This window comes from Streptomyces sp. NPDC001220 (assembly GCF_053597895.1).
In genome coordinates this window covers 100162-120483 of the sequence record NZ_JBSFJE010000022.1, presented here as the reverse complement: position 1 = coordinate 120483, position 20322 = coordinate 100162, and the positions used below count along the sequence as shown (strand labels likewise).

Here is a 20322-nt window from a genome sequence, read left to right as displayed (position 1 = left end):
CCGGAAATCCAACTCGCCGACCGTCCGGTGCATCACGGCTTTCAGCCCTCGTCAGGGTCCGCAGATGCCTTCGGCGTCGCGCTCCGGGCCGCCGGACCGGGTAGAGCACCGTGGTTGGGTCCCGGGTCCGGCAGCCTCACCCGTCCAGCGCGCAGACCCACTTTCCGTGCCGGTCTGTCGGTCGGCCGCAAGCCCGGACGGCGGTGCCCGGGCTCGTCGTGTGGGAGGTTTTGACCAAGCCCCCTCACCACCCCCGAGCCCCCCACCCCGGCAGCACCGCCCACATTCGCGTCCCGCCCCCGGGTTCCCGCCCCTCTCCGAACCCCCACTCCCCCTCACACGCCCGCACCACGCACCCCAGCACCCGTAGCGCGGCCCGCCTGCGCACCTCGCAGGCCGCGGCGACCCGAGGGTGACGATGCCGAGGGTGCCCGTCGTAGAGGATCACCCGCAGCGCGTCCTCCCGGTACCGCAGCGACACGTACACGTCCTCCCCCGGCGTGAACCGGCAAGCGCACGCAGCCAGTTCACTCACCACCTGCACGGCCGCGTCCGTCATGTCCTCCAGCCCATGCACCTTCAGTACGACCCGCGTGGCCGCCCGCGCGACCCGGCAACTGGCGGCACCCGCAGGCAGCGTGAAGCTGTAGGTGAGCGTGTCCGGGGAGGGCGCCGCCACCTGCGGGACGTCGTCCGTGACGATGGGACAGGGCGTGGCCATGAGTAACTCCTCTTCAATAGACGCGACTTGAGACACCTCACGACACCGCCGGTGGCCTGTCGCGCGAACCCGGGCAGGCTCGCGCGATGCACTTCCGGTGACGTCGATTCGTAAGCGACCCATCACCGACTGTAGAGATACGAGGGGGCTCTTTGCCACCTACTCGCCGGGATTGCCACTATCGAGGTGGACCGGGCCCGCGCTCGGGAGGCAGACTGGCGCCACAACCGACGGAGGAACTGACACATGCCACCGAGGTCAACGCCCACGGAGCGCCAGAGGCGACTGGGCGCCGAGTTGCGCAAGATGCGGATCGCGGCGGACGTGACCACCGACTACGCGGCCGGTCTGCTCGGGCTTGACCGCACCAAGGTGTCAAACATGGAAGCAGGGGCTCGCGCCATCTCCCCCGAGCGCGTGCGGGTTCTCGCCTGCAACTACGCCTGCCATGACGAGGCGTACGTCGACGCGCTGGCCGAGATGGCGAGCGACCGCAAGCGGACCTGGTGGGACGCGTACCGGGGCCAGCTCCCCGCAGGGCTCCTCGACATCGCGGAGCTGGAGTGGCATGCCAAGAGCGTCCGCGTCGGCTTGTCCCTGATCATGCCGGGCCTGCTCCAGACCGACGGTTACGCCCGCACGATGTTCTCCGCCGCGCTGCCGCCCCTGTCGGCCGCAGAGGTCGAACTTCGCGTGGCCCTGCGTATGCAGCGTCAGCAGGTGCTCTTCCGCGAAGACCCCATCACGTACACGGGATATGTGCACGAGGCCGCCCTGCGCATGGAGTTCGGCGGCGCCAAGGTGACGCGAGGACAGCTGGACCACCTGTGTGACGCATCCGAGCGTGACAACATCAACGTGCGCGTGATCCCCTTCAAAGTCGGCGTGTTCCCCGGAGCCGGCCAAGCCGTGACCTACGCCGAGGGGCCGGTTCCCCAGCTCGACACCGTGGAACTGGACTCCGCCCACGGCCCCGAGTTCACCCACGGCCAGTCACAACTCGACAAGTACCGAGCCCACTTGGACTGGATGGAAGCCGCGTCCCTTTCACCCGAGGCCTCACGCGAGTTCATCCAGGCCATCGCCCACAACCTCTGAGGAGCTACCCGTGCCTGACATCACCTGGGAAGAGCCGTTCTGCACCGAGGGCGCCAACTGCTTCCGCCTGGGCACCGATCCCCAAGGCAACGCCTACATAGCCGTCGCCGGTCAGGAAAACACGTACCTCACCGACACCCGCGAAGCCCTCCGCACGCTCATCCGGGACATCAAGGCCGGCAGAGCCGACCATCTGCTCTGACCCCGCTAGCGTCGACCACGACGTGGTCGCCCTCCAGGTCCACCCACAGGGGCGACACCTGCGGCGCACCGTCCGGCCCGACGGTCGCGAGATGCCAGAAGTTCGGCGCCGGCAGCCGCTCACGAATGTGCTCGTCCAACGCGCCTGTCCGGTCCACGGAATACATGGGGGCATCCTCACCCCCACCCTCGGCCAGCAAACCCCCGCAGACTCATTGACCTGACTAGACCACTCCACTTACCTTCACTCGGCAAGAGACGAACCCCCAGGCCACAGCGCAGTGGCCGCCGAGGAGGTCGTGCCCGTGCGCCCCACCGCCGTCAGCATCCTTGCCCTCTCCCTCGTCACCGCCGCCGCATCCCTCACCGCGTGCGGCAGCGGGTCCGGGAGCAGTCCCGACACCGTGAAGATCTCCTTCAAGCAGTCCACGGACAACTCCATCAAGGTGATGGACACGTACCTCGCGGACATCAAGAAGCAGTTCGAGAAGGAGTACCCGGGGAAGAAGGTCGAGCTCGTTCCGATCAAGGCCCCGGACTCCGAGTACTACACGAAGCTCCAGCAGATGCTCCGGTCCCCCCGGACCGCTCCCGACCTGGTCTACGAGGACACCTTCCTCATCAACTCCGACATCACCAGCGGGTACTTGAAGCCCCTCGACTCCTACCTAGACAAGTGGAGCGACTGGGGGCAGTTCATCGACACCGCCAAGGCGGCGGCCCAGGGTGAGGACGGGAAGACGTACGGCGTCCCCGACGGCACCGACACCCGCGGGCTGTGGTTCGACAAGCGGGTGTTCGAGAAGGCCGGGCTGCCCCTGAACTGGCAGCCGAAGAACTGGGACGACGTGCTCGCCGCCGCCCGGACCATCAAGAAGAAGGTCCCCGGCGTCACGCCCCTCAACGTCTACACCGGCAAGCCCGCCGGCGAGGCCGCCACCATGCAGGGCTTCGAGATGCTGCTGTACGGGACCAATGACGGGACCAGCGACCCGCTGTACGACAGGACCGGCAAGAAGTGGATCGCCGGGAGTCAGGGGTTCAAGGACGCGCTCTCCTTCGTCGAGACCGTGTACAAGGAGAAGCTCGGCCCGGACGTCTCCGACGCCCTCGACCCCAACTTCGGTACCGCCGTGCGCGGTGAGCTCCTCCCGCAGGGCAAGCTCGGCATCGACCTCGACGGGTCGTGGCTGCCGCAGGACTGGAACAAGGGCAGTGGGCACGAGTGGGCCGACTGGTCCAAGCAACTGGGCCTGGCGTACATGCCGACCCAGCACGGGCAGGCCCCCGGCAAGGTGAGCATGTCCGGCGGCTGGACCTGGTCCATTCCCGCCAAGGCCGGCAACCCCGACCTCGCCTTCGACTTCGTCAAGACGATGCAGACCAAGGCGAACGCCCAGAAGTGGTACATCGCCAACTCCGGGATCGCGGTACGGAAGGACGTCGCGGCCGATCCGTCGTACGCGTCCGCCCAGCCGGGCATCAAGTTCTTCACGGATCTGGTCGCGAGCACGCACTACCGGCCCGCCTACCCGGCCTACCCGAAGGTCTCCACCGCCGTCCAGGAGGCCATGGAGAGCGTGACCACCGGTGACGCGTCCGTGGACAAGGCGGCGGGACAGTACGACTCGACGCTCAAGGACGTCACCGACAACCAAGTGGTCACCCAGTGAGCCAGTCGGTGAGTCGGCCCGCGGGCCCGGCGGTGACCGGGTCCGTGAGTCACCCCGTGATCACCCGGCGGCTCTTCCGTGCCCTCCCCCTCACCCCCGCCCTGGCCCTGCTGCTTCTCTTCCTCGGCGGGCCCATCGTCTACTGCGCCTGGATCGCCTTCACCGACCTCCAGCTCACCGGCCAGGCGCACTCCTCCTTCGTCGGTTTCGCCAACTTCCGTACGGCGTTCCACGACGACGCCTTCCTGAACGCCGTCTGGCTGACCCTCGTCTTCACCGTGCTGTCCGCGCTCGTCGGGCAGAACACGCTGGGGCTGGCGCTCGCCGCGCTGATGCGGCGGGCGTCGAAGCCGGTACGGACGCTGACCGGCGGGATCGTGATCACGGCGTGGGTGCTGCCGGAGGTCGTCGCCGGGTTTCTGCTGTACGCCTTCTTCCGGCGGGAGGGGACGCTCAACGCGATCCTGGACTTCCTCCATCTCCCGTCCCAGAACTGGCTGTACACCCTGCCGATCCTGGCCGTGTCGTTCGCCAACGTCTGGCGGGGGACCGCCTTCTCGATGCTCGTCTACTCCGCCGCCCTCGACGAGATACCGAACGAGATCGAGGAGTCGGCGGAGGTCGACGGCGCCGGGGGCTGGCGGCGGATGTGGCACATCACGCTGCCGATGATCCGCCGGTCCATCGGGACCAACCTGATGCTCAACACCCTCCAGACCCTCTCCGTCTTCGGGCTGATCTGGGTGATGACCCGAGGGGGGCCCGGCGACAAGAGCCAGACGCTCCCCCTGTTCATGTACGAGCAGGCCTTCCAGAACAGCATGATCGGATACGGGACAGCGGTCGCCCTGCTCCTTCTCCTGGTCGGTTCGCTCTTCTCGGTCGTCTACATGCGGCTGCTGCGTACGGAGGTGTGACCCACACAGATGCCTCGCAACCGCCGGCGCTCCCGTCGCCTCGCCGCCGACCTCGGACTTCTGGTCGTGGCCGCCGCCTTCGTGCTGCCGCTCGCCTGGGTGCTGCTCTCCGCCGTCGATCCGCACGCCGGTCTCCGGGTGCGGATCCCGGACGGGTTCACCTTCGCCAACTTCGACGCGATCCTCACCCCCGACATCACCTACACCCCGCTCCTCAACAGCCTGATCCTCTGCGGCGGCGCCACCGCGCTCACCGTCGTGTGCGCCGCCCTCGCCGCCTACCCGCTCTCCCGCTACCGCTCCCGCCTCAACCGGCCGTTCCTGCTGTCCATCCTCTTCGCGACCAGCCTGCCGATCACCGCGATCATGGTGCCGGTGTACGCCCTGTTCGTGCGGATCAACCTCATCGACACCCTGCAGGGCACCATCCTGTTCTTCGCCGCCTCGCAACTGCCCTTCGCCATCTGGCTGATGAAGAACTTCATGGACGGCGTGCCGAAGGAGCTGGAGGAGGCCGCCTGGACGGACGGCGCCAACTCCGCCCAGTCGCTGGTGCGGATCGTGCTGCCGCTGATGGGGCCGGGGCTCGCCGTCGTCACCGTCTTCGCCTTCGTGATGATGTGGGGCAACTTCTTCGTCCCCTTCATGCTGCTGCTCTCGCCGGACCAGATGCCCGCCTCGGTCAGCATCAACGACTTCTTCGGCAACCGCGGCATGGTCGCCTACGGCCAGCTCGCCGCGTTCTCCGTCATCTACTCGACGCCGGTGATCCTGCTGTACGTCCTGGTGGCGCGACGGCTGGGCGGCGGGTTCGCCCTGGGGGGCGCCGTCAAGGGATGAACAGGTCGGCCGTACGGTCGAATCCGTACGTTCCCACAATCCGTGTTCCTGGCCGAACGGACCGTAGTCAGTGCCCTCGTACGCGCCTACCTTGTGCGCTGTGCGCCGACCCCCAGCTCTGCCGAACCAGCCAGGTCCCCCCTTCAACGCTCCCGCCGCCCGCAGGCTCCGTGCCGCGCTCGGGATGGGTCCCGAACATGTGGCCCACCATCTGCGGGTCTCGTACGGGCTGCCGTACGCCACCCCTGATCTCGTCCTCGCCTGGGAGCGCGGGGCAGTGGTTCCCAGCAGTCCCGAGCTCACCGCGCTCTCGGGAGTGCTGTGGTGCTCCCCGGGTGAACTGATCGGCCGGCCGCGGACCTTGCGCGACCATCGCGTCGCCCGCGGCCTGGCACCGGAGGACGTGGCCCTGGCCGTGGGCCTGGAACTCCTCGTCTACCTGGCCATGGAGGAGGACGACCAGTGGCAGGGCACGGAACGCCAGTCCGCCGTCCTCGCCGACCTGCTCAGTCTCTCCCTGCCGGACTTCATCACCGTCACCGGCAAGGAGGAGAAGCTGGCGGAGCTGCTGCGCAGCGCGGTCACCACCCGCTGGCAGGCGTACGTCCGCCCGGTGACCAGGGTGGTCCCCCTGGACAGACGAGTGGTCGAGAACGTACTGCGCCAGTTGCACGAGGACTACCAGGGCCGGATGACGGCGACTCTGGCCTGGGGCAACGTCCCGACAACCGATTCAGCCGGGGACAGGGGCAAGGACTTCCTGGCAGAGATCGTCGCCCACTTCTGGAACAGAGCGGAGGACGAGCGCCCCTGAAAGGGGCGCGGGGAACCGCGCGCTCAACCCCCACCGGCCCGCAGTTCACCTCCAACCGAACGCACCCTTAGAACACCGACTCCGCCTCGTCCATGCGATCCTTCGGCACCGTCTTCAACTCGGTCACCGCCTCCGCGAGCGGCACCATCATGATGTCCGTCCCCCGCAGCGCCGTCATCTTCCCGAACTCGCCCTGGTGCGCCGCCTCCACGGCGTGCCATCCGAACCGCGTGGCGAGCACCCGGTCGTAGGCGGTCGGCGTGCCGCCCCGCTGGACGTGCCCGAGGATGACCGGCTTGGCCTCCTTGCCGAGCCGGCGCTCCAGCTCGTACGCCAGTGCCGTACCGATGCCCTGGAAGCGCTCGTGGCCGTACAGGTCGATCTCGCCCTTGCCGTAGTCCATGGTGCCGTCGGCGGGATGCGCGCCCTCGGCCACGCACACCACGGCGAACTTCTTGCCGCGGGAGAACCGCTCCTCGACCATCTTGGCCAGGTCGGCGGGGTCGAAGGGCCGCTCGGGCAGGCAGATGCCGTGGGCACCCGCCGCCATCCCGGACTCCAGGGCGATCCACCCGGCGTGCCGGCCCATCACCTCGACGACCATGACCCGCTGGTGGGACTCGGCGGTGGTCTTCAGCCGGTCCATCGCCTCCGCGGCGACGCCGACCGCCGTGTCGAAGCCGAACGTGCGGTCGGTCGAGGAGATGTCGTTGTCGATGGTCTTCGGGACGCCCACGACCGGCAGGCCGGCGTCGGACAGCATGCGAGCCGCCGTCAGCGTGCCCTCGCCGCCGATCGGGATCAGCACGTCGATGCCGAACTCCTCCGCCATGTCGGTGGCCCGCTCGCAGGCCTCGCGGAGGCGGTCCCGCTCCAGCCGCGACGATCCCAGGATCGTGCCGCCACGGGCCAGGATGCCGCCGACGGCGTCCAGGTCGAGGGGGCGGTAGTGGCCCTCGAGCAGACCCCGGAAACCGTCCTCGAAACCGATGACCTCGTCGTCGTACTGTGCGACTGCGCGGTGTACCACCGATCGGATGACGGCGTTCAGGCCGGGGCAGTCGCCGCCTGCGGTGAGAACTCCGATGCGCATGGTGGTGTGTCTCCTGCTCGCTGTCGTTACCGGTGAGCCGATCCGATTGTTTCATGCCGCGCGGCCGGGTGAAGTCCTGACGGGCGCCTTATCCGGCGTCAGGGGTATTGTCAAGAGGGTTCTGCTCACCTCGGTGGGCGATTTTTATGCGGCCGTACAGGGACCACACAGGAAACGGAGTGCACACGTGACGCGCAGCGTGTACGTGACCGGGATCGACCGCGGCGACGGCCGCCAGGTCGTGGAGCTGGGCATGATGGAGCTCCTGACCCGGCAGGTCGACCGGGTCGGTGTCTTCCGCCCCCTCGTCCACGACGGTCCCGACCGTCTGTTCGAACTGCTGCGTGCGCGATACCGGCTCTCCCAGGACCCGGCGACCGTGTACGGCATGGACTACCACGAGGCGTCCGCCCTCCAGGCGGAGCAGGGCGCCGACGAACTGGTCTCCACCCTCGTCGACCGGTTCCACCTGGTCGCCCGCGACTACGACGTCGTCCTCGTGCTCGGCACCGACTTCGCCGACACCCAGTTCCCGGACGAGCTGTCGCTCAACGCCCGGCTCGCCAACGAGTTCGGCGCCTCCGTGATCCCGGTGGTCGGCGGCCGCGACCAGAACACCGAGTCGGTGCTCGCGGAGACCTGGAACGCGTTCCGGGCGTACGACGGTCTCGGCTGTGACGTGCTGGCGATGGTCGCCAACCGGGTCGCCCGCGAGGACCGGGACGAGATAGCCGAGCGGATCGACGGGCGGCTGCCGGTGCCGGTGTACGTGCTGCCGGACGAGCCCGCGCTGTCCGCGCCGACGGTCGCCCAGATCGCCCACGCGCTCGACGCGAAGGTGCTGCTCGGCGACGACTCGGGGCTGGCCCGGGACACGCTGGACTTCGTCTTCGGCGGCGCGATGCTGCCGAACTTCCTGCCCGCGCTGACCCCGGGCTGCCTGGTGGTGACCCCGGGCGACCGCGCCGACCTGGTCGTCGGCTCGCTCGCCGCGCACAGCGCCGGCACCCCGCCGATAGCCGGCGTGCTGCTCACCCTGAACGAGCGGCCCTCCGACGAGATCCTCACCCTCGCCGCCCGGCTCGCCCCGGGCACCCCGGTCCTCTCGGTGCCCGGCAACAGCTTCCCGACCGCCGCCCGGCTGTTCTCCCTGGAGGGCAAGCTGAACGCGGCCACCCCGCGCAAGGCGGAGACCGCGCTCGGCCTGTTCGAGCGGCACGTCGACACCGCCGGCCTCGACAAGCGGGTCTCGGCGCCGAGCAGCGGCCGGCTCACCCCGATGATGTTCGAGCACAAGCTGCTCGAGCAGGCCCGTTCCGACAGGCGGCGGGTCGTCCTGCCGGAGGGCACCGAGCCGCGCGTCCTGCACGCGGCCGAGGTGCTGCTGCGCCGGGGCGTCTGCGACCTGACCCTGCTCGGGCCCGTCGACCAGATCCGCAAGAAGGCCGCCGACCTCGGTATCGACCTCGCGGACGCCCAGCTGATCGACCCGGCCACCTCCGAACTGCGCGACACCTTCGCCGAGCGGTACGCCCTGCTGCGGGCCCACCGGGGCGTGACGGTGGAGCTGGCGTACGACGTGGTCACCGACGTCAACTACTTCGGCACGCTGATGGTCCAGGAGGGGCTGGCGGACGGCATGGTCTCCGGGTCCGTGCACTCCACGGCGGCGACCATCCGCCCGGCCTTCGAGATCATCAAGACCAGGCCGGGCTCGTCGATCGTCTCGTCGGTGTTCTTCATGTGCCTCGCCGACAAGGTGCTGGTCTACGGCGACTGCGCGGTCAACCCGGACCCGAACGCCGAGCAGCTCGCCGACATCGCCATCCAGTCGGCCGCCACCGCCGCCCAGTTCGGGGTGGAGCCGCGGATCGCGATGCTGTCGTACTCCACGGGCACGTCGGGTTCGGGGGCGGACGTGGACAAGGTGCGGGAGGCGACCGAGCTGGCGCGCTCGCGGCGGCCCGACCTGAAGATCGAGGGGCCGATCCAGTACGACGCGGCCGTGGAGCCGAGTGTCGCGGCCACCAAGCTGCCGGGCTCCGAGGTCGCCGGGCAGGCCAGCGTGCTGATCTTCCCGGACCTCAACACCGGCAACAACACCTACAAGGCCGTGCAGCGGTCGGCCGGCGCGATCGCCGTCGGACCGGTGCTCCAGGGGCTGCGCAAGCCCGTCAACGACCTGTCCAGGGGGGCCCTCGTCCAGGACATCGTCACGACCGTCGCCATCACGGCGATCCAGGCCCAGACCCTCGATTCCTCCAACGAGAAGGCGTCCGCCCTGTGAGCCCCACCCGTGTCCTCGTCCTCAACTCCGGTTCCTCGTCGCTGAAGTACCAGCTGCTGGACATGCGGGACGGCAGCCGGCTCGCGGCGGGCCTCGTCGAGCGCATCGGCGAGCAGACCTCGCGGCTCAGGCACACCTGCCTCACCAGCGGGGACACCCGTGAGCACAGCGGGCCGATCGACGACCACGACGCGGCTCTGAAGGCCGTCTCGGAGGAGCTGTCCGGCGACGGGCTCGGGCTGGACTCGGCGGAGCTGGCGGCGATCGGGCACCGGGTGGTGCACGGCGGGATGTTCTTCACCGAGCCGACGGTCGTCGACGACGAGGTGCTCACCGAGATCGAGCGGCTGATCCCGGTCGCCCCGCTGCACAACCCGGCCAATCTGACCGGCATCCGTACCGCGCGGGCGCTGCGCCCGGACCTGCCGCAGGTCGCCGTCTTCGACACGGCGTTCCACACGAGCATGCCGGAGTCGGCGGCCCGCTACGCGATCGACCCGAAGATCGCCGACCGGCACCGGATCCGCCGCTACGGCTTCCACGGCACCTCGCACGCCTACGTGTCCCGGGCGACCGCGCGGCTGCTCGGAAAGACACCCGAAGAGGTGAACGTCATCGTGCTGCATCTCGGCAACGGGGCGTCCGCCTCGGCGGTCGAGGGCGGCCGGTGCGTGGACACCTCCATGGGGCTCACGCCTTTGGAGGGGCTGGTGATGGGTACGCGTTCCGGTGATCTGGATCCCGCCGTCATTTTCCATTTGGCACGTGTTGGCGGAATGTCCATGGATGAGATCGACACTCTTCTCAACAAGGGGAGCGGTCTGTTCGGACTGTGCGGTGACAACGACATGCGGGAGATCCGGCGCCGGATCGACGAGGGCGACGAACAGGCGAAGCTCGCCTTCGACATCTACATTCACCGTCTGAAGAAGTACATCGGCGCCTACTACGCGGTGCTCGGCCGGGTGGACGCCGTGGCGTTCACGGCGGGGGTCGGCGAGAACGCCGCACCCGTCCGGGAGGCGGCCATGGCCGGGCTGGAGGGGCTGGGACTGGCTGTGGACCCGGAGCTGAACGCCGTACGGGCGGACGGGCCGCGGCTGATATCGCCGGCCGACGCGCGTGTCGCCGTCGCCGTGGTGCCGACGGACGAGGAACTGGAGATCGCCACCCAGACCTACGCGTTGGTCTGTGCGGGCAGAAATAACAGCTGAGCATATCGGCGCCCATTTGTATCTTCCGCCAGACGGAATATTCCGCAGCGAAACAAACCGATAGGATCGCCCCATGCGCCGTTCGAAAATCGTCTGTACTCTCGGCCCCGCGGTCGACACCCACGAGATGCTCGTCGCCATGATCGAGGCCGGCATGAACGTGGCTCGTTTCAATTTCAGCCACGGCTCGCACGCCGAGCACCAGGGCCGCTACGACCGTGTCCGGGCCGCCTCCAAGGAGACCGGCCGGGCCATCGGGGTCCTCGCCGACCTGCAGGGCCCGAAGATCCGTCTGGAGACCTTCGCCGAGGGCCCGGTCGAGCTGGAGCGCGGTGACGAGTTCGTCATCACGACCGAGGACGTCCCGGGCGACAAGCACATCTGCGGTACGACCTACAAGGGCCTGCCGGGCGACGTCTCGCGCGGCGACCAGATCCTCATCAACGACGGCAACGTCGAGCTGAAGGTCCTGGACGTCGAGGGCGCGCGGGTGAAGACGATCGTCATCGAGGGCGGTGTCGTCTCCGACCACAAGGGCATCAACCTGCCCGGCACGGCCGTCAACGTGCCCGCGCTGAGCGAGAAGGACATCGAGGACCTGCGGTTCGCCCTGCGGATGGGCTGCGACCTGGTCGCCCTGTCCTTCGTCCGGGACGCCAAGGACGTCAACGACGTCCACCGGGTCATGGACGAGGAGGGCCGCCGGGTCCCCGTCATCGCCAAGGTGGAGAAGCCGCAGGCGGTGCAGAACATGGAGGACGTCGTGATGGCGTTCGACGGTGTGATGGTCGCCCGTGGCGACCTCGCCGTCGAGTACCCGCTGGAGCGGGTCCCCATGGTGCAGAAGCGCCTGATCGAGCTCTGCCGGCGCAACGCCAAGCCGGTGATCGTGGCGACCCAGATGATGGAGTCGATGATCACCAACTCCCGGCCGACCCGCGCCGAGGCCTCCGACGTGGCCAACGCGATCCTGGACGGCGCGGACGCGGTCATGCTCTCGGCGGAGTCCTCCGTCGGCGCCTACCCGGTCGAGACCGTCAAGACGATGTCGAAGATCGTCGTCGCGGCGGAGCAGGAGCTGCTGAGCAAGGGCCTGCAGCCGCTCGTCCCCGGCAAGAAGCCGCGCACGCAGGGTGGTTCGGTGGCCCGTGCGGCCTGCGAGATCGCCGACTTCCTCGGCGGTCGCGGCCTGGTCGCCTTCACCCAGTCCGGCGACACGGCCCGCCGCCTCTCCCGCTACCGCGCCCAGCAGCCGATCATCGCCTTCACCACCGACGAGAACACCCGCAACCAGCTGGCACTCAGCTGGGGCGTCGAGTCGCACGTGGTGCCGTTCGTGAACAGCACGGACGAGATGGTCGACATGGTCGACCAGGAGCTCGCCAAGATCAACCGCTTCAACCCGGGCGACACGGTCATCATCACGGCCGGCTCGCCCCCCGGCGTCCCGGGCACCACGAACATGCTGCGCGTCCACCACGTCGGCGGCTCCGGCAAGTGACGGCCCGCTGAAGGACCCTGTACGACACCGAGGGCGCCCCCTGTCACAGGGGGCGCCCTCGGTGCTCGACGACCCGGAGTCGTCCGACGATCAGGCGCGGCCGCTGGCCTGGCCGGAGCAACGGGTGATGACCTTCGTCGAATACACGCCGTAGCAGGCCTTGTAGTACACGGCGTAGCCCTCGGGAACCGACGTACCGTACGCCCTGTCGACGTAGGTGTCGCAACCGGCGGTGTTCCACACGTTCTCGTTGATCCCGGCCTCCGGGATCTGGACGACCGCCACCGCGGCGTGGTTGTCGCAGTCGGTGTCCCAGACGCGGATGAGGTCCCCGTCGTTGTAGAACTTCACGCAGGTCGACTGGGGGCCGGAGTTGCACACCTGCGGACCGTCCGTGCCCGCGAAGGACGAGGTGCTCGTGACGAACACGAGCGCCAGTGCCGCACCGAGTACCGCCAGGACGGAACAGACTTTCTTCACGGGCCCTCCCCGATTGTCGGATGAACCCGTCCGTGACGAAGTGATCGTCGCCGGGCTCGCGCTGCGGCCACCCGGCTGCAACGTCGAACATATTATCGAATTTTGATCACCTGTCGACCACCAAAGATCGGCTCGGGATCCCGACCGGCACAAACACCTGTGGGCGCCCCCTCAGCAGCGGGGGGCGCCCACAGGTGTTTCGCGGCTCCCGAACGGGTCTCTGGCCGGGGCTCAGCCGGTGCCGTCGGTGGTGTAGAGGTGCATCCCGGGCACATGCAGGGTGCCACCGAACTGGGCTGCCTGGACGACCTTCACGTTGGTGAAGTAGATCAGCGGGATGTTCAGCGGCGGCGGGCTGTCCGGGGTGAACGTGATCGGGATCAGCCCGAACAGGTTCCCCGAGATGGACTCCGTGTACATCGTGGTGTCGCCGTCGCGGATCGTGGACGTCGAACCGGACGCGGCCTGCACGTGGTAGGTCTTGCCGATGGTCGTGTCCTTGACCGTCTGGTGCAGGTCGCCGATGTCGGTGCCGCCGGAGATGACGTACTTCAGCACCTTCTTGGTCTTGCCACTGGCCGTCTTCACCTGCACGACACCCTGGTAGTCGGCGCTCTTCAGCAGCAGCGAACTGGCATTCAGATACCAGGGGTCGTCCGCGACCGCCACCTTGTTGTCGACACCGCTCACGTCGTCCGTGGCGGCCTTGCAGTCGTCGGCCGACGTGCTGGAGCTCGCGGACGGGCTCGGCGAGGCGCTGGAGGTGGCGTCACCGGCCGCCTTGGTGGCGTCCTTGGTGACCTCACCGGCCGCCTTGGTCGCCGCGTCGGTAGTGTCCTTCACGGTGTCCGTGACCGTCTTGGCGGCCTTGGTGACCGTGTCCTTGACGGTGCCGGAGGCACTGTCGTCCTTGCCCGTGCTCGACGACTTGTCCGAGGACGACGCGGTCGACGCGGAGGCCGACGGCGTCGGGCTCGCGGTGGAGTCCGACGAGGACGAACCCGTCGTGCTGCCGCCGCCGAGGATGCCGGTGATGGCGCCCCCGATGGAGTCCAGCAGGCCGCCGCTGCCGCTGCTCGCGGAGGCCGACGGCGAAGGGGTGGCCGTGCCGTCGGAGCCGGAGGAGCCCGCGTCGTCCGACGACGAGGACGACTTGGACGGGGTCGCGGTCGGGGTCTTCGTGTCGTCGGAACCTGAATCCGACGACGAGGACTTGCCCGAGTCCTTGTCCGTGCCCGACGACGTCGAATCCTTGGCGTCGGACGACGCCGAGGGGGACGGCGTGGCCGAGGCCTTGGAGTCGTCGCTCGCGCTCGCGGAGGGCGAGGCGGAGTCCAGAGCGGAGACGCAGTCCTTGTAGTCCTCCGCAAGGCTCTTCGACGACGTCGACGACGTGTTGTTCGTGTCGGCGATCGCGAGCGTCGACGTGAACCCCATGCCCATGATCACGGCCGTCGGCATCGCCACGGAGGCTATCGCCTTGCCGGCCGGCATGTGGAACCTGGTGAACAGCGGCTTCTTGGGTGCCGCGTGGCGCGGCCCGGTTCTCACACGGGACGCGTCCACATCAGTCCCGTGGGTCACCTCGTCAGCCGGCACTGTGCCTCCCGTTCGCCCCGTTCAGCGGGCTCGTTCCTGACAGGTCATTCGCCTCGCCCACGCCGTCCGAGCCCGTGAAGTGGGGGCCCTCGCCGGGGGTGTGGTCCCCGGCCGGCGGAACGTCGCCCTCCGGCTGCGGCGCACCCGGCGCCCAGGCGACCTCCGGCTGCGGCGGCGCACCCGGCGACCAGGCCACGGCCATCGCTCCGCCGACGAGGGCGAAGAGGAAGCCCATGATGAAGCCACCGAAGTTGGACACGGGGAGGGACACCAGCGCCAGCAGGATCGCGGCGACACCCGCGAACGTGCGGATGTGCTTCTGGAACCAGACGCTGATGCCGAGGACTACGAGCAGCACACCGATGATCAGGGACCCGGCACCGGCGGTGGTCGACATCGCGATGGTGAGGTGACCCAGCTGAAGGTGCGCGTACGGGAAGTACATGATCGGGAAACCCGCGATCAGGATGTACAGACCGGCCCAGAACGGCCGCGTGCCCCGCCAGGAGCGGAACTGCAGCCTCCGGCGGCTGAACTGGCCGGGTGCGGCAGGAGTCTCGGCGCTCATGGAAAACAGCTCCCTGGTGCGGCTTTGCTGTGGTGGTGGTGCTGTGGTTGGGCGGTGTCGTTGTGGTGCACCGCATGTGAAGACCGCGGGAAGAAGGTGGAGGGCGGGGGTGCCGTCGGCGCCCCCGCCCGTCACGGAGTGCTTAGTAGCACTCCGAACCCTTCGTCGAGATCGACATGTGCAGACCGCTCAGCTTGAAGGTTCCGGCAGTGGTGGCCCACGCCGTCTGCTTCACGCCGGACAGCGAGGCGTGGTCCGCCTCCTGCGCGAACCCGTTCGGGTTCGTCTGCTTGTTGGCGACCTCGTCCGACTTGATGCCGGGACCCTTGGTCGTGCTCCCGGCCGCGACACCGATGTTGAGACCGGTGAACGTCGCGTCGGCACTGAGGTCGTTGACGTCAATGTAGAGCTTGGTGGCCTCGACCGGCTTCTTCGTGTCGGCGCCCGCCCGCAGGATCAGGCTGACGTTCCCGAAGATCGGCACGTTCGGGGTGACCACGGACTGGCACAGGTTGGTGATCTCCGCGCTGTTGAACGCCGAGACCGCCACCGGGTGGATCGTCTTGTCGCCCGCGAGGGTGACGCCCGAGTCGACGGCACCGTACTGGACGAAGCCGTCACCTTCGAGCTGGTCGGCCGAGACCTTGAACTCCTGGCCCGACACGCTGAACGACGCGGCGAGAGCGCCCTGCGCGAGGGCGACACCTATACACGCCGTGGCGGCCACGCTGGGCACCATGACCACAGCGAACCGCTTCCATCTGGTCCCGCCACGCACCTGGGACTCCATATTTCCTCCTTCTCGGACGTACATCTCCTGGCCCGGAATCGCCCCCAACGGCGGCTCGGCCGGGCAGGGATGGGAGAAGTGCTACGTCCTCGGAAGGGGAGCGCCCGCACTCGGAGGCACGTACCGCACCTCGATCACCGGCGATCACCCCCGAGCGACAACCACTGGTCGCGCCTGACACGCATCACGCACAACCCTGCTGGACAGGCTCCGCCTCGCGGCGAAGACCCCCCTGCCCAAGAGCCGGCGTCACTGCCGCCGACTCTGCTCGGTGGGGACCCAGATGAGCCCGCGGCCCGACTGGCTGTCGGGGTACGGCAATGGACCGAGCGTCGCCGATCGTGGTGCATTCTCGCCGCCCGCACAAGGGGCTTCGTTACTGGGTAGTAACGGCCGGATAACCGAAGGACGACCCACTGGTCTCGGAGAGCAACGCTGGGTGGCATTCGGGGGCAGAACAAAACAGTTGATCCCTGGACAGAACCAGACAGACCAAGGCCCCTGATTTACTGCGAGTAACAGCGACCGCGATTACCAAGATTTGGTAAAGAGCGGCCGCTGTGACCCCGCGTCGGCAAATCTTTCACTCCGGCATCACAGGACGTGACGTTTAGCGACTGGTCAGGACCGTGTTCAGAACAGCGCCCGCGCCAGTGCCCGACGTGCGTCCACCACCAGAGGATCGTCGGTGCCGACGACCTCGAAGAGCTCGAGGAGCCGCCGCCGTACGGCGTCCCGGTCGTCGCCGGCCGTCCGCCGCACGGTCTCGATCAGCCGCCCGAAGGCGTCCTTCACATGGCCGCCCACCAGATCCAGGTCGGCGGCCGCGATCTGCGCCTCGACGTCGGCCGGCTTCTCGGCCGCGTCCGTGCGCACCCGCTGCGGGTCCATCCCCTGCACACGCTTGAGCAGTTCGGCCTGCGCCAGCCCCAGCTTGGCCTCGCTGTTGCCCGGGTCGTCGCTCAGGACGTTCTGGTACGCCTGGATCGCACCGCCCAGGTCGCCCGCGTCCAGCGCCTGGACGGCGGCTTCGAGGAGCGCGTCGTACGGACCGGCGGGCATCGCGGGCCCGGCCGCCGGGGCGGCGCCCGGCTGCGCGTCGGGGTCGACCGTCAGGCCGGTCAGCCCGAAGCGCTCCTCGGCGACCTGGACCAACTGGTCGAGGGTGCCCCGGATCTGGTCCTCACCGGCGGCGCCCTGGAAGAGCGGCAGCGCCTGCCCGGCGACCACCGCGAACACCGCCGGGATCCCCTGGATCCCGAACTGCTGCATCAGCATCTGGTTGGCGTCGACGTCGATCTTGGCCAGCAGGAAGCGGCCGTTGTACTCGACGGCGAGCCGCTCCAGGACCGGGCTCAGCTGCTTGCAGGGCTGACACCACTCGGCCCAGAAGTCGATGACGACGGGGACTTCGGCGGACCGCTGCAGGACATCGCGTTCGAAGCCGGCTTCGTCGACGTCGATGACCAGGTCGGCCGGGGCGACGGCACCGGCTCCACCGTGCCGGGCCGCTTCGGCGCGCGTCTGCTCGGCCTTGGCCTTGGCCTCCTGGGCCGCCTTCACCGCGGCGAGGTCGACGACGCCGCTCATGGACATGTTCCGTGGCTGCATGCGCCTATCCTCCCCCGTTCCCGCGCGTGTGTGAAAAGCGTTGTGAAAGCCAGGCCGAACAAACGTCTGATGTGGGCGCCGGGTCCCCACCCGGCGCCGTGGTCGTCGCCCGTGCGGTCAGCCACGAGCTTTCGCTACGAGTCGTAGCGTAATGCCATGCGGACCCCGCGCGACACCCCTTCCCGGTGATCTCCCTCACGACGTCACATGAACCGCCGGTTATGGTCGTGGGATGCAGAGCCGCACCCCCGCCACCCGTACCGGGCGCCCGCGCAGCGCCGAAGCGGACGCCGCGATCCTGGCGGCGACGCGGCAGGCGCTGGTGGAACTGGGCTGGTCCAAGCTCACCTTGGGAGACGTGGCGACGCGGGCCGGGGTTGCGAAGACGACCCTCTACCGCCGCTGGGCCGGCAAGAACGAACTCGTCGTCGACGCGGTCGCGGAACTGTTCGACGAGCTCGAACTCCCCGACCGGGGCAGCCTCGCCGACGACATCGAGGGCGTGGTGCTGCAGTTCGCGGCGATCCTGGACCGCCCGGAGGCGAAGAGCGGGCTGATGGCGGCGGTGGCCGAGTCGACCCGCGACGACGCGCTGCGGGAACGTATCCGCGCGTCCATCGTGGACCGCCAGAAGCGGCTGGTCCTGGAGGGCCGGGAGCGTGCCCAGCGGCGCGGGGAACTGCCCGAGCAGCCCGACCCGTGCGAGGCGGACCGCACGGCGGACCTCATCTTCGACCTGGTGGCAGGCTCGGTGGTGCACCGCGCCCTGGTGAGCGGCAAACCGGCGGACGAGGAGTGGGTGCGCGGCCTGACCCGGATCCTGCTGCTGGGCCTGGCGGGCGCGGCGGACGACGCGGGTGGCCCGGGCGGGGCCAGACCGTAGCGTCAGCGGCCCACACCGGACTCCCGGACGGTGACGGGGCCGTCCCCCTTCTCCCGCACGTGCCCCTGGAGGACACGGTCCTGATCACGGGCCCGTTCCGGGTGGACCCGCTCCGTCGGCGCGCTCGCGGTGGCCGTGGCACCGGCCTGGTCGGCCGGCATGAGCATCACGGGCAGCAGGCCGTCCTCGCCGGTGGCGGTGACCGTGGAGCTGCGGCTCGTCACGGTCACCCCACGCGGACGCCCGTACCCGCTCCGGAACGCCGCCTCCCGCGGCCGGGCGCCTAGAACCCCGCCGGCTCCGTGTACACCCCCCACTCGTCCCGCAGCACCCCGCAGATCTCGCCCAGGGTCGCCTCTGCGCGGACCGCGTCGAGCATCGGCTCGATCATGTTGGCCCCGGAACGGGCGGCGGCGAGCATCGCGTCCAGGGCGGTGCGCACCGCACCCTCGTCGCGTGCGGTCCTGCGCTCGTCCAGCACCCGCACCTGCTCCCGCTCCACCTCGTGCGAGACCCGCAGGATCTCCAGGTCCCCGGTGACGGAGCCGGTGTGCACGTTGACGCCGACGACCCGCTTGTCGCCCTTCTCCAGCGAACGCTGGTACTGGAAGGCGGATTCGGCGATCTCGCCGGTGAACCAGCCGTCCTCGATCCCGCGCAGGATGCCCGAGGTGACCGGCCCGATCGGGTGCCGCCCGTCGGGGTGGGCGCGCAGCCCGCGCTCCTTGATCTGCTCGAAGATCTTCTCGGCGTCGGCCTCGATCCGGTCGGTCAGCTGCTCGACGTACCAGGAACCGCCCAGCGGGTCCGCCACGTTGGCGACGCCGGTCTCCTCCATGAGCACCTGCTGGGTGCGCAGCGCGATCTCGGCGGCCTGCTCGCTCGGCAGCGCGAGGGTCTCGTCGAGCGCGTTGGTGTGCAGCGAGTTGGTCCCGCCGAGGACCGCCGCCAGCGCCTCCACGGCCGTCCGCACCACGTTGTTGTACGGCTGCTGGGCGGTCAGCGAGACACCCGCCGTCTGGGTGTGGAAGCGCAGCCACTGCGACTTCTCCGACCGGGACCCGTACACGTCCCGCATCCAGCGCGCCCAGATCCGGCGGGCCGCGCGGAACTTGGCGATCTCCTCGAAGAAGTCGACGTGCGCGTCGAAGAAGAAGGAGAGTCCGGGCGCGAAGACGTCGACGTCCAGGCCGCGGCTGAGCCCCAGCTCCACGTACCCGAAGCCGTCCGCGAGGGTGTACGCCAGCTCCTGCGCGGCCGTCGCACCGGCCTCACGGATGTGGTAGCCGGAGACGGACAGCGGCTTGTACGCGGGGATGCCCGCCGCGCAGTACTCCATCAGGTCGCCGATGAGCCGCAGATGGGGCTCGGGCTGGAAGAGCCACTCCTTCTGGGCGATGTACTCCTTGAAGATGTCGGTCTGGAGCGTGCCGTTGAGGACCGACGGGTCGACGCCCTGCCGTTCGGCGGCGACGAGGTACATGCAGAAGACCGGGACCGCCGGACCGCTGATCGTCATCGACGTCGTGACGTCGCCCAGCGGGATGTCCTTGAACAGGACCTCCATGTCGGCGGCGGAGTCGATGGCCACCCCGCAGTGCCCGACCTCGCCGAGCGAGCGCGGGTCGTCGGAGTCGCGGCCCATGAGGGTCGGCATGTCGAAGGCCACGGACAGACCCCCGCCGCCGTTGGCGAGGATCATCTTGTACCGCTCGTTGGTCTGCTCGGCGTTGCCGAACCCGGCGAACTGGCGGATGGTCCAGGTCCGCCCCCGGTAGCCGGTCGGGTACAGCCCGCGCGTGAAGGGGTACTCCCCCGGCCAGCCGATCCGCTCGAATCCCTCGTAGGTGTCCCCTGGGCGGGGCCCGTACACCGGCTCCACGGGATCCCCGGAGAGCGTGGTGAAATCCGCGTCCCGCTTGCGGGCCGCGTCGTAGCGGGCCTGCCAGCGTAGGCGGCCCTCCGTGATGGCGTCAGCGTCCATAACTCAAATTTACTAGGACGTCCTAGTAAATGTCGATGGCGAACCGCC

The 20322-nt window shown here is 69.0% G+C and carries 19 protein-coding genes and 1 pseudogene; 10 read left to right on the top strand and 10 right to left on the bottom strand.

Going from position 1 to position 20322, the window contains the following annotated elements; translation table 11 throughout:
• Positions 1–244: 244 nt before the first annotated feature.
• Positions 245–721, bottom strand: coding sequence for an ATP-binding protein (locus ACWDGI_RS38755; RefSeq protein WP_450767381.1), 477 nt, complete (start codon positions 719–721; stop codon positions 245–247).
• Between the two features lie 246 nt (positions 722–967).
• On the opposite strand from ACWDGI_RS38755, the gene ACWDGI_RS38750 reads away from it, so the two are divergent.
• Together ACWDGI_RS38750 and ACWDGI_RS38745 are read left to right on the top strand one after the other, a co-directional pair.
• Positions 968–1819 (top strand): helix-turn-helix domain-containing protein, encoded by an 852-nt coding sequence (locus ACWDGI_RS38750; RefSeq protein WP_450767379.1) that lies wholly within the window; start codon positions 968–970, stop codon positions 1817–1819.
• Positions 1820–1829: 10 nt separating this feature from the next.
• Positions 1830–2021 carry a hypothetical protein gene (locus ACWDGI_RS38745; RefSeq protein WP_450767377.1) on the top strand — a complete coding sequence of 64 codons (192 nt, stop codon included), beginning with the start codon at positions 1830–1832 and terminating at the stop codon, positions 2019–2021.
• 4 nt (positions 2022–2025) lie between these two features.
• Here ACWDGI_RS38745 and ACWDGI_RS38740 read toward each other — a convergent pair.
• Positions 2026–2187, bottom strand: a pseudogene (locus tag ACWDGI_RS38740) (pyridoxamine 5'-phosphate oxidase family protein); the annotation flags it as partial.
• A gap of 132 nt (positions 2188–2319) precedes the next feature.
• Here ACWDGI_RS38740 and ACWDGI_RS38735 point away from each other — a divergent pair.
• The 4 genes from ACWDGI_RS38735 to ACWDGI_RS38720 all read left to right on the top strand — a co-directional run bounded on the left by ACWDGI_RS38735 (position 2320) and on the right by ACWDGI_RS38720 (position 6264).
• Complete coding sequence (locus ACWDGI_RS38735; RefSeq protein WP_450767375.1) at positions 2320–3693, top strand: extracellular solute-binding protein; 1374 nt, start codon at positions 2320–2322, stop codon at positions 3691–3693.
• Positions 3694–3737: 44 nt separating this feature from the next.
• The gene (locus ACWDGI_RS38730) at positions 3738–4610 is read left to right on the top strand and encodes a carbohydrate ABC transporter permease (RefSeq protein ID WP_450767373.1); all 873 of its coding nucleotides are present in this window, start codon (positions 3738–3740) and stop codon (positions 4608–4610) included.
• 9 nt (positions 4611–4619) lie between these two features.
• A complete protein-coding gene (locus tag ACWDGI_RS38725; protein WP_360477527.1) occupies positions 4620–5450 on the top strand; it encodes a carbohydrate ABC transporter permease in 831 nt (276 codons plus the stop codon).
• 100 nt (positions 5451–5550) lie between these two features.
• Positions 5551–6264: an XRE family transcriptional regulator gene (locus ACWDGI_RS38720; protein ID WP_450767371.1), complete on the top strand. Its 714-nt coding sequence runs from the start codon at positions 5551–5553 to the stop codon at positions 6262–6264.
• Positions 6265–6331: 67 nt separating this feature from the next.
• Here ACWDGI_RS38720 and ACWDGI_RS38715 read toward each other — a convergent pair whose 3' ends face one another.
• Complete coding sequence (locus ACWDGI_RS38715) at positions 6332–7357, bottom strand: ATP-dependent 6-phosphofructokinase (protein WP_450767369.1); 1026 nt, start codon at positions 7355–7357, stop codon at positions 6332–6334.
• Between the two features lie 187 nt (positions 7358–7544).
• On the opposite strand from ACWDGI_RS38715, the gene pta reads away from it, so the two are divergent.
• The 3 genes from pta to pyk all read left to right on the top strand — a co-directional run bounded on the left by pta (position 7545) and on the right by pyk (position 12359).
• Positions 7545–9644, top strand: a complete 2100-nt coding sequence (pta, locus tag ACWDGI_RS38710) for a phosphate acetyltransferase (protein ID WP_450767367.1) — start codon at positions 7545–7547, stop codon at positions 9642–9644.
• Positions 9641–10858: an acetate kinase gene (locus ACWDGI_RS38705; protein WP_450767365.1), complete on the top strand. Its 1218-nt coding sequence runs from the start codon at positions 9641–9643 to the stop codon at positions 10856–10858. The genes pta and ACWDGI_RS38705 overlap by 4 nt, the downstream gene beginning before the upstream one ends.
• A gap of 73 nt (positions 10859–10931) precedes the next feature.
• Entirely contained in the window at positions 10932–12359 is a 1428-nt protein-coding gene (gene pyk, locus ACWDGI_RS38700; protein ID WP_450767363.1) for a pyruvate kinase, read from the top strand.
• A gap of 90 nt (positions 12360–12449) precedes the next feature.
• Here the strand turns inward: pyk and ACWDGI_RS38695 are convergent, their stop codons facing one another.
• From ACWDGI_RS38695 to ACWDGI_RS38675, 5 genes are all read right to left on the bottom strand, one after another.
• On the bottom strand, positions 12450–12839 hold the full coding sequence (locus tag ACWDGI_RS38695) for a hypothetical protein (protein WP_450767361.1): 390 nt from the start codon (positions 12837–12839) through the stop codon (positions 12450–12452).
• Between the two features lie 231 nt (positions 12840–13070).
• A complete protein-coding gene (locus ACWDGI_RS38690; protein WP_450767359.1) occupies positions 13071–14438 on the bottom strand; it encodes a hypothetical protein in 1368 nt (455 codons plus the stop codon).
• The gene (locus ACWDGI_RS38685; protein WP_450767357.1) at positions 14428–15006 is read right to left on the bottom strand and encodes a DUF6114 domain-containing protein; all 579 of its coding nucleotides are present in this window, start codon (positions 15004–15006) and stop codon (positions 14428–14430) included. Before ACWDGI_RS38685 ends, ACWDGI_RS38690 begins: the two co-directional genes overlap by 11 nt.
• A gap of 142 nt (positions 15007–15148) precedes the next feature.
• Entirely contained in the window at positions 15149–15796 is a 648-nt protein-coding gene (locus ACWDGI_RS38680) for a DUF6230 family protein (protein WP_450767355.1), read from the bottom strand.
• A gap of 633 nt (positions 15797–16429) precedes the next feature.
• The gene (locus ACWDGI_RS38675) at positions 16430–17407 is read right to left on the bottom strand and encodes a tetratricopeptide repeat protein (RefSeq protein ID WP_450767353.1); all 978 of its coding nucleotides are present in this window, start codon (positions 17405–17407) and stop codon (positions 16430–16432) included.
• 232 nt (positions 17408–17639) lie between these two features.
• Between ACWDGI_RS38675 and ACWDGI_RS38670 the strand changes: the two genes are divergently transcribed.
• Positions 17640–18290 (top strand): TetR/AcrR family transcriptional regulator, encoded by a 651-nt coding sequence (locus ACWDGI_RS38670; protein WP_450767352.1) that lies wholly within the window; start codon positions 17640–17642, stop codon positions 18288–18290.
• A 2-nt stretch (positions 18291–18292) separates the two neighbouring features.
• Here ACWDGI_RS38670 and ACWDGI_RS38665 read toward each other — a convergent pair whose 3' ends face one another.
• Both ACWDGI_RS38665 and ACWDGI_RS38660 read right to left on the bottom strand, forming a co-directional pair.
• The gene (locus tag ACWDGI_RS38665) at positions 18293–18514 is read right to left on the bottom strand and encodes a hypothetical protein (protein WP_450767350.1); all 222 of its coding nucleotides are present in this window, start codon (positions 18512–18514) and stop codon (positions 18293–18295) included.
• Between the two features lie 59 nt (positions 18515–18573).
• Positions 18574–20274, bottom strand: a complete 1701-nt coding sequence (locus ACWDGI_RS38660) for an acyl-CoA mutase large subunit family protein (protein WP_450767348.1) — start codon at positions 20272–20274, stop codon at positions 18574–18576.
• Positions 20275–20322: the final 48 nt, after the last annotated feature.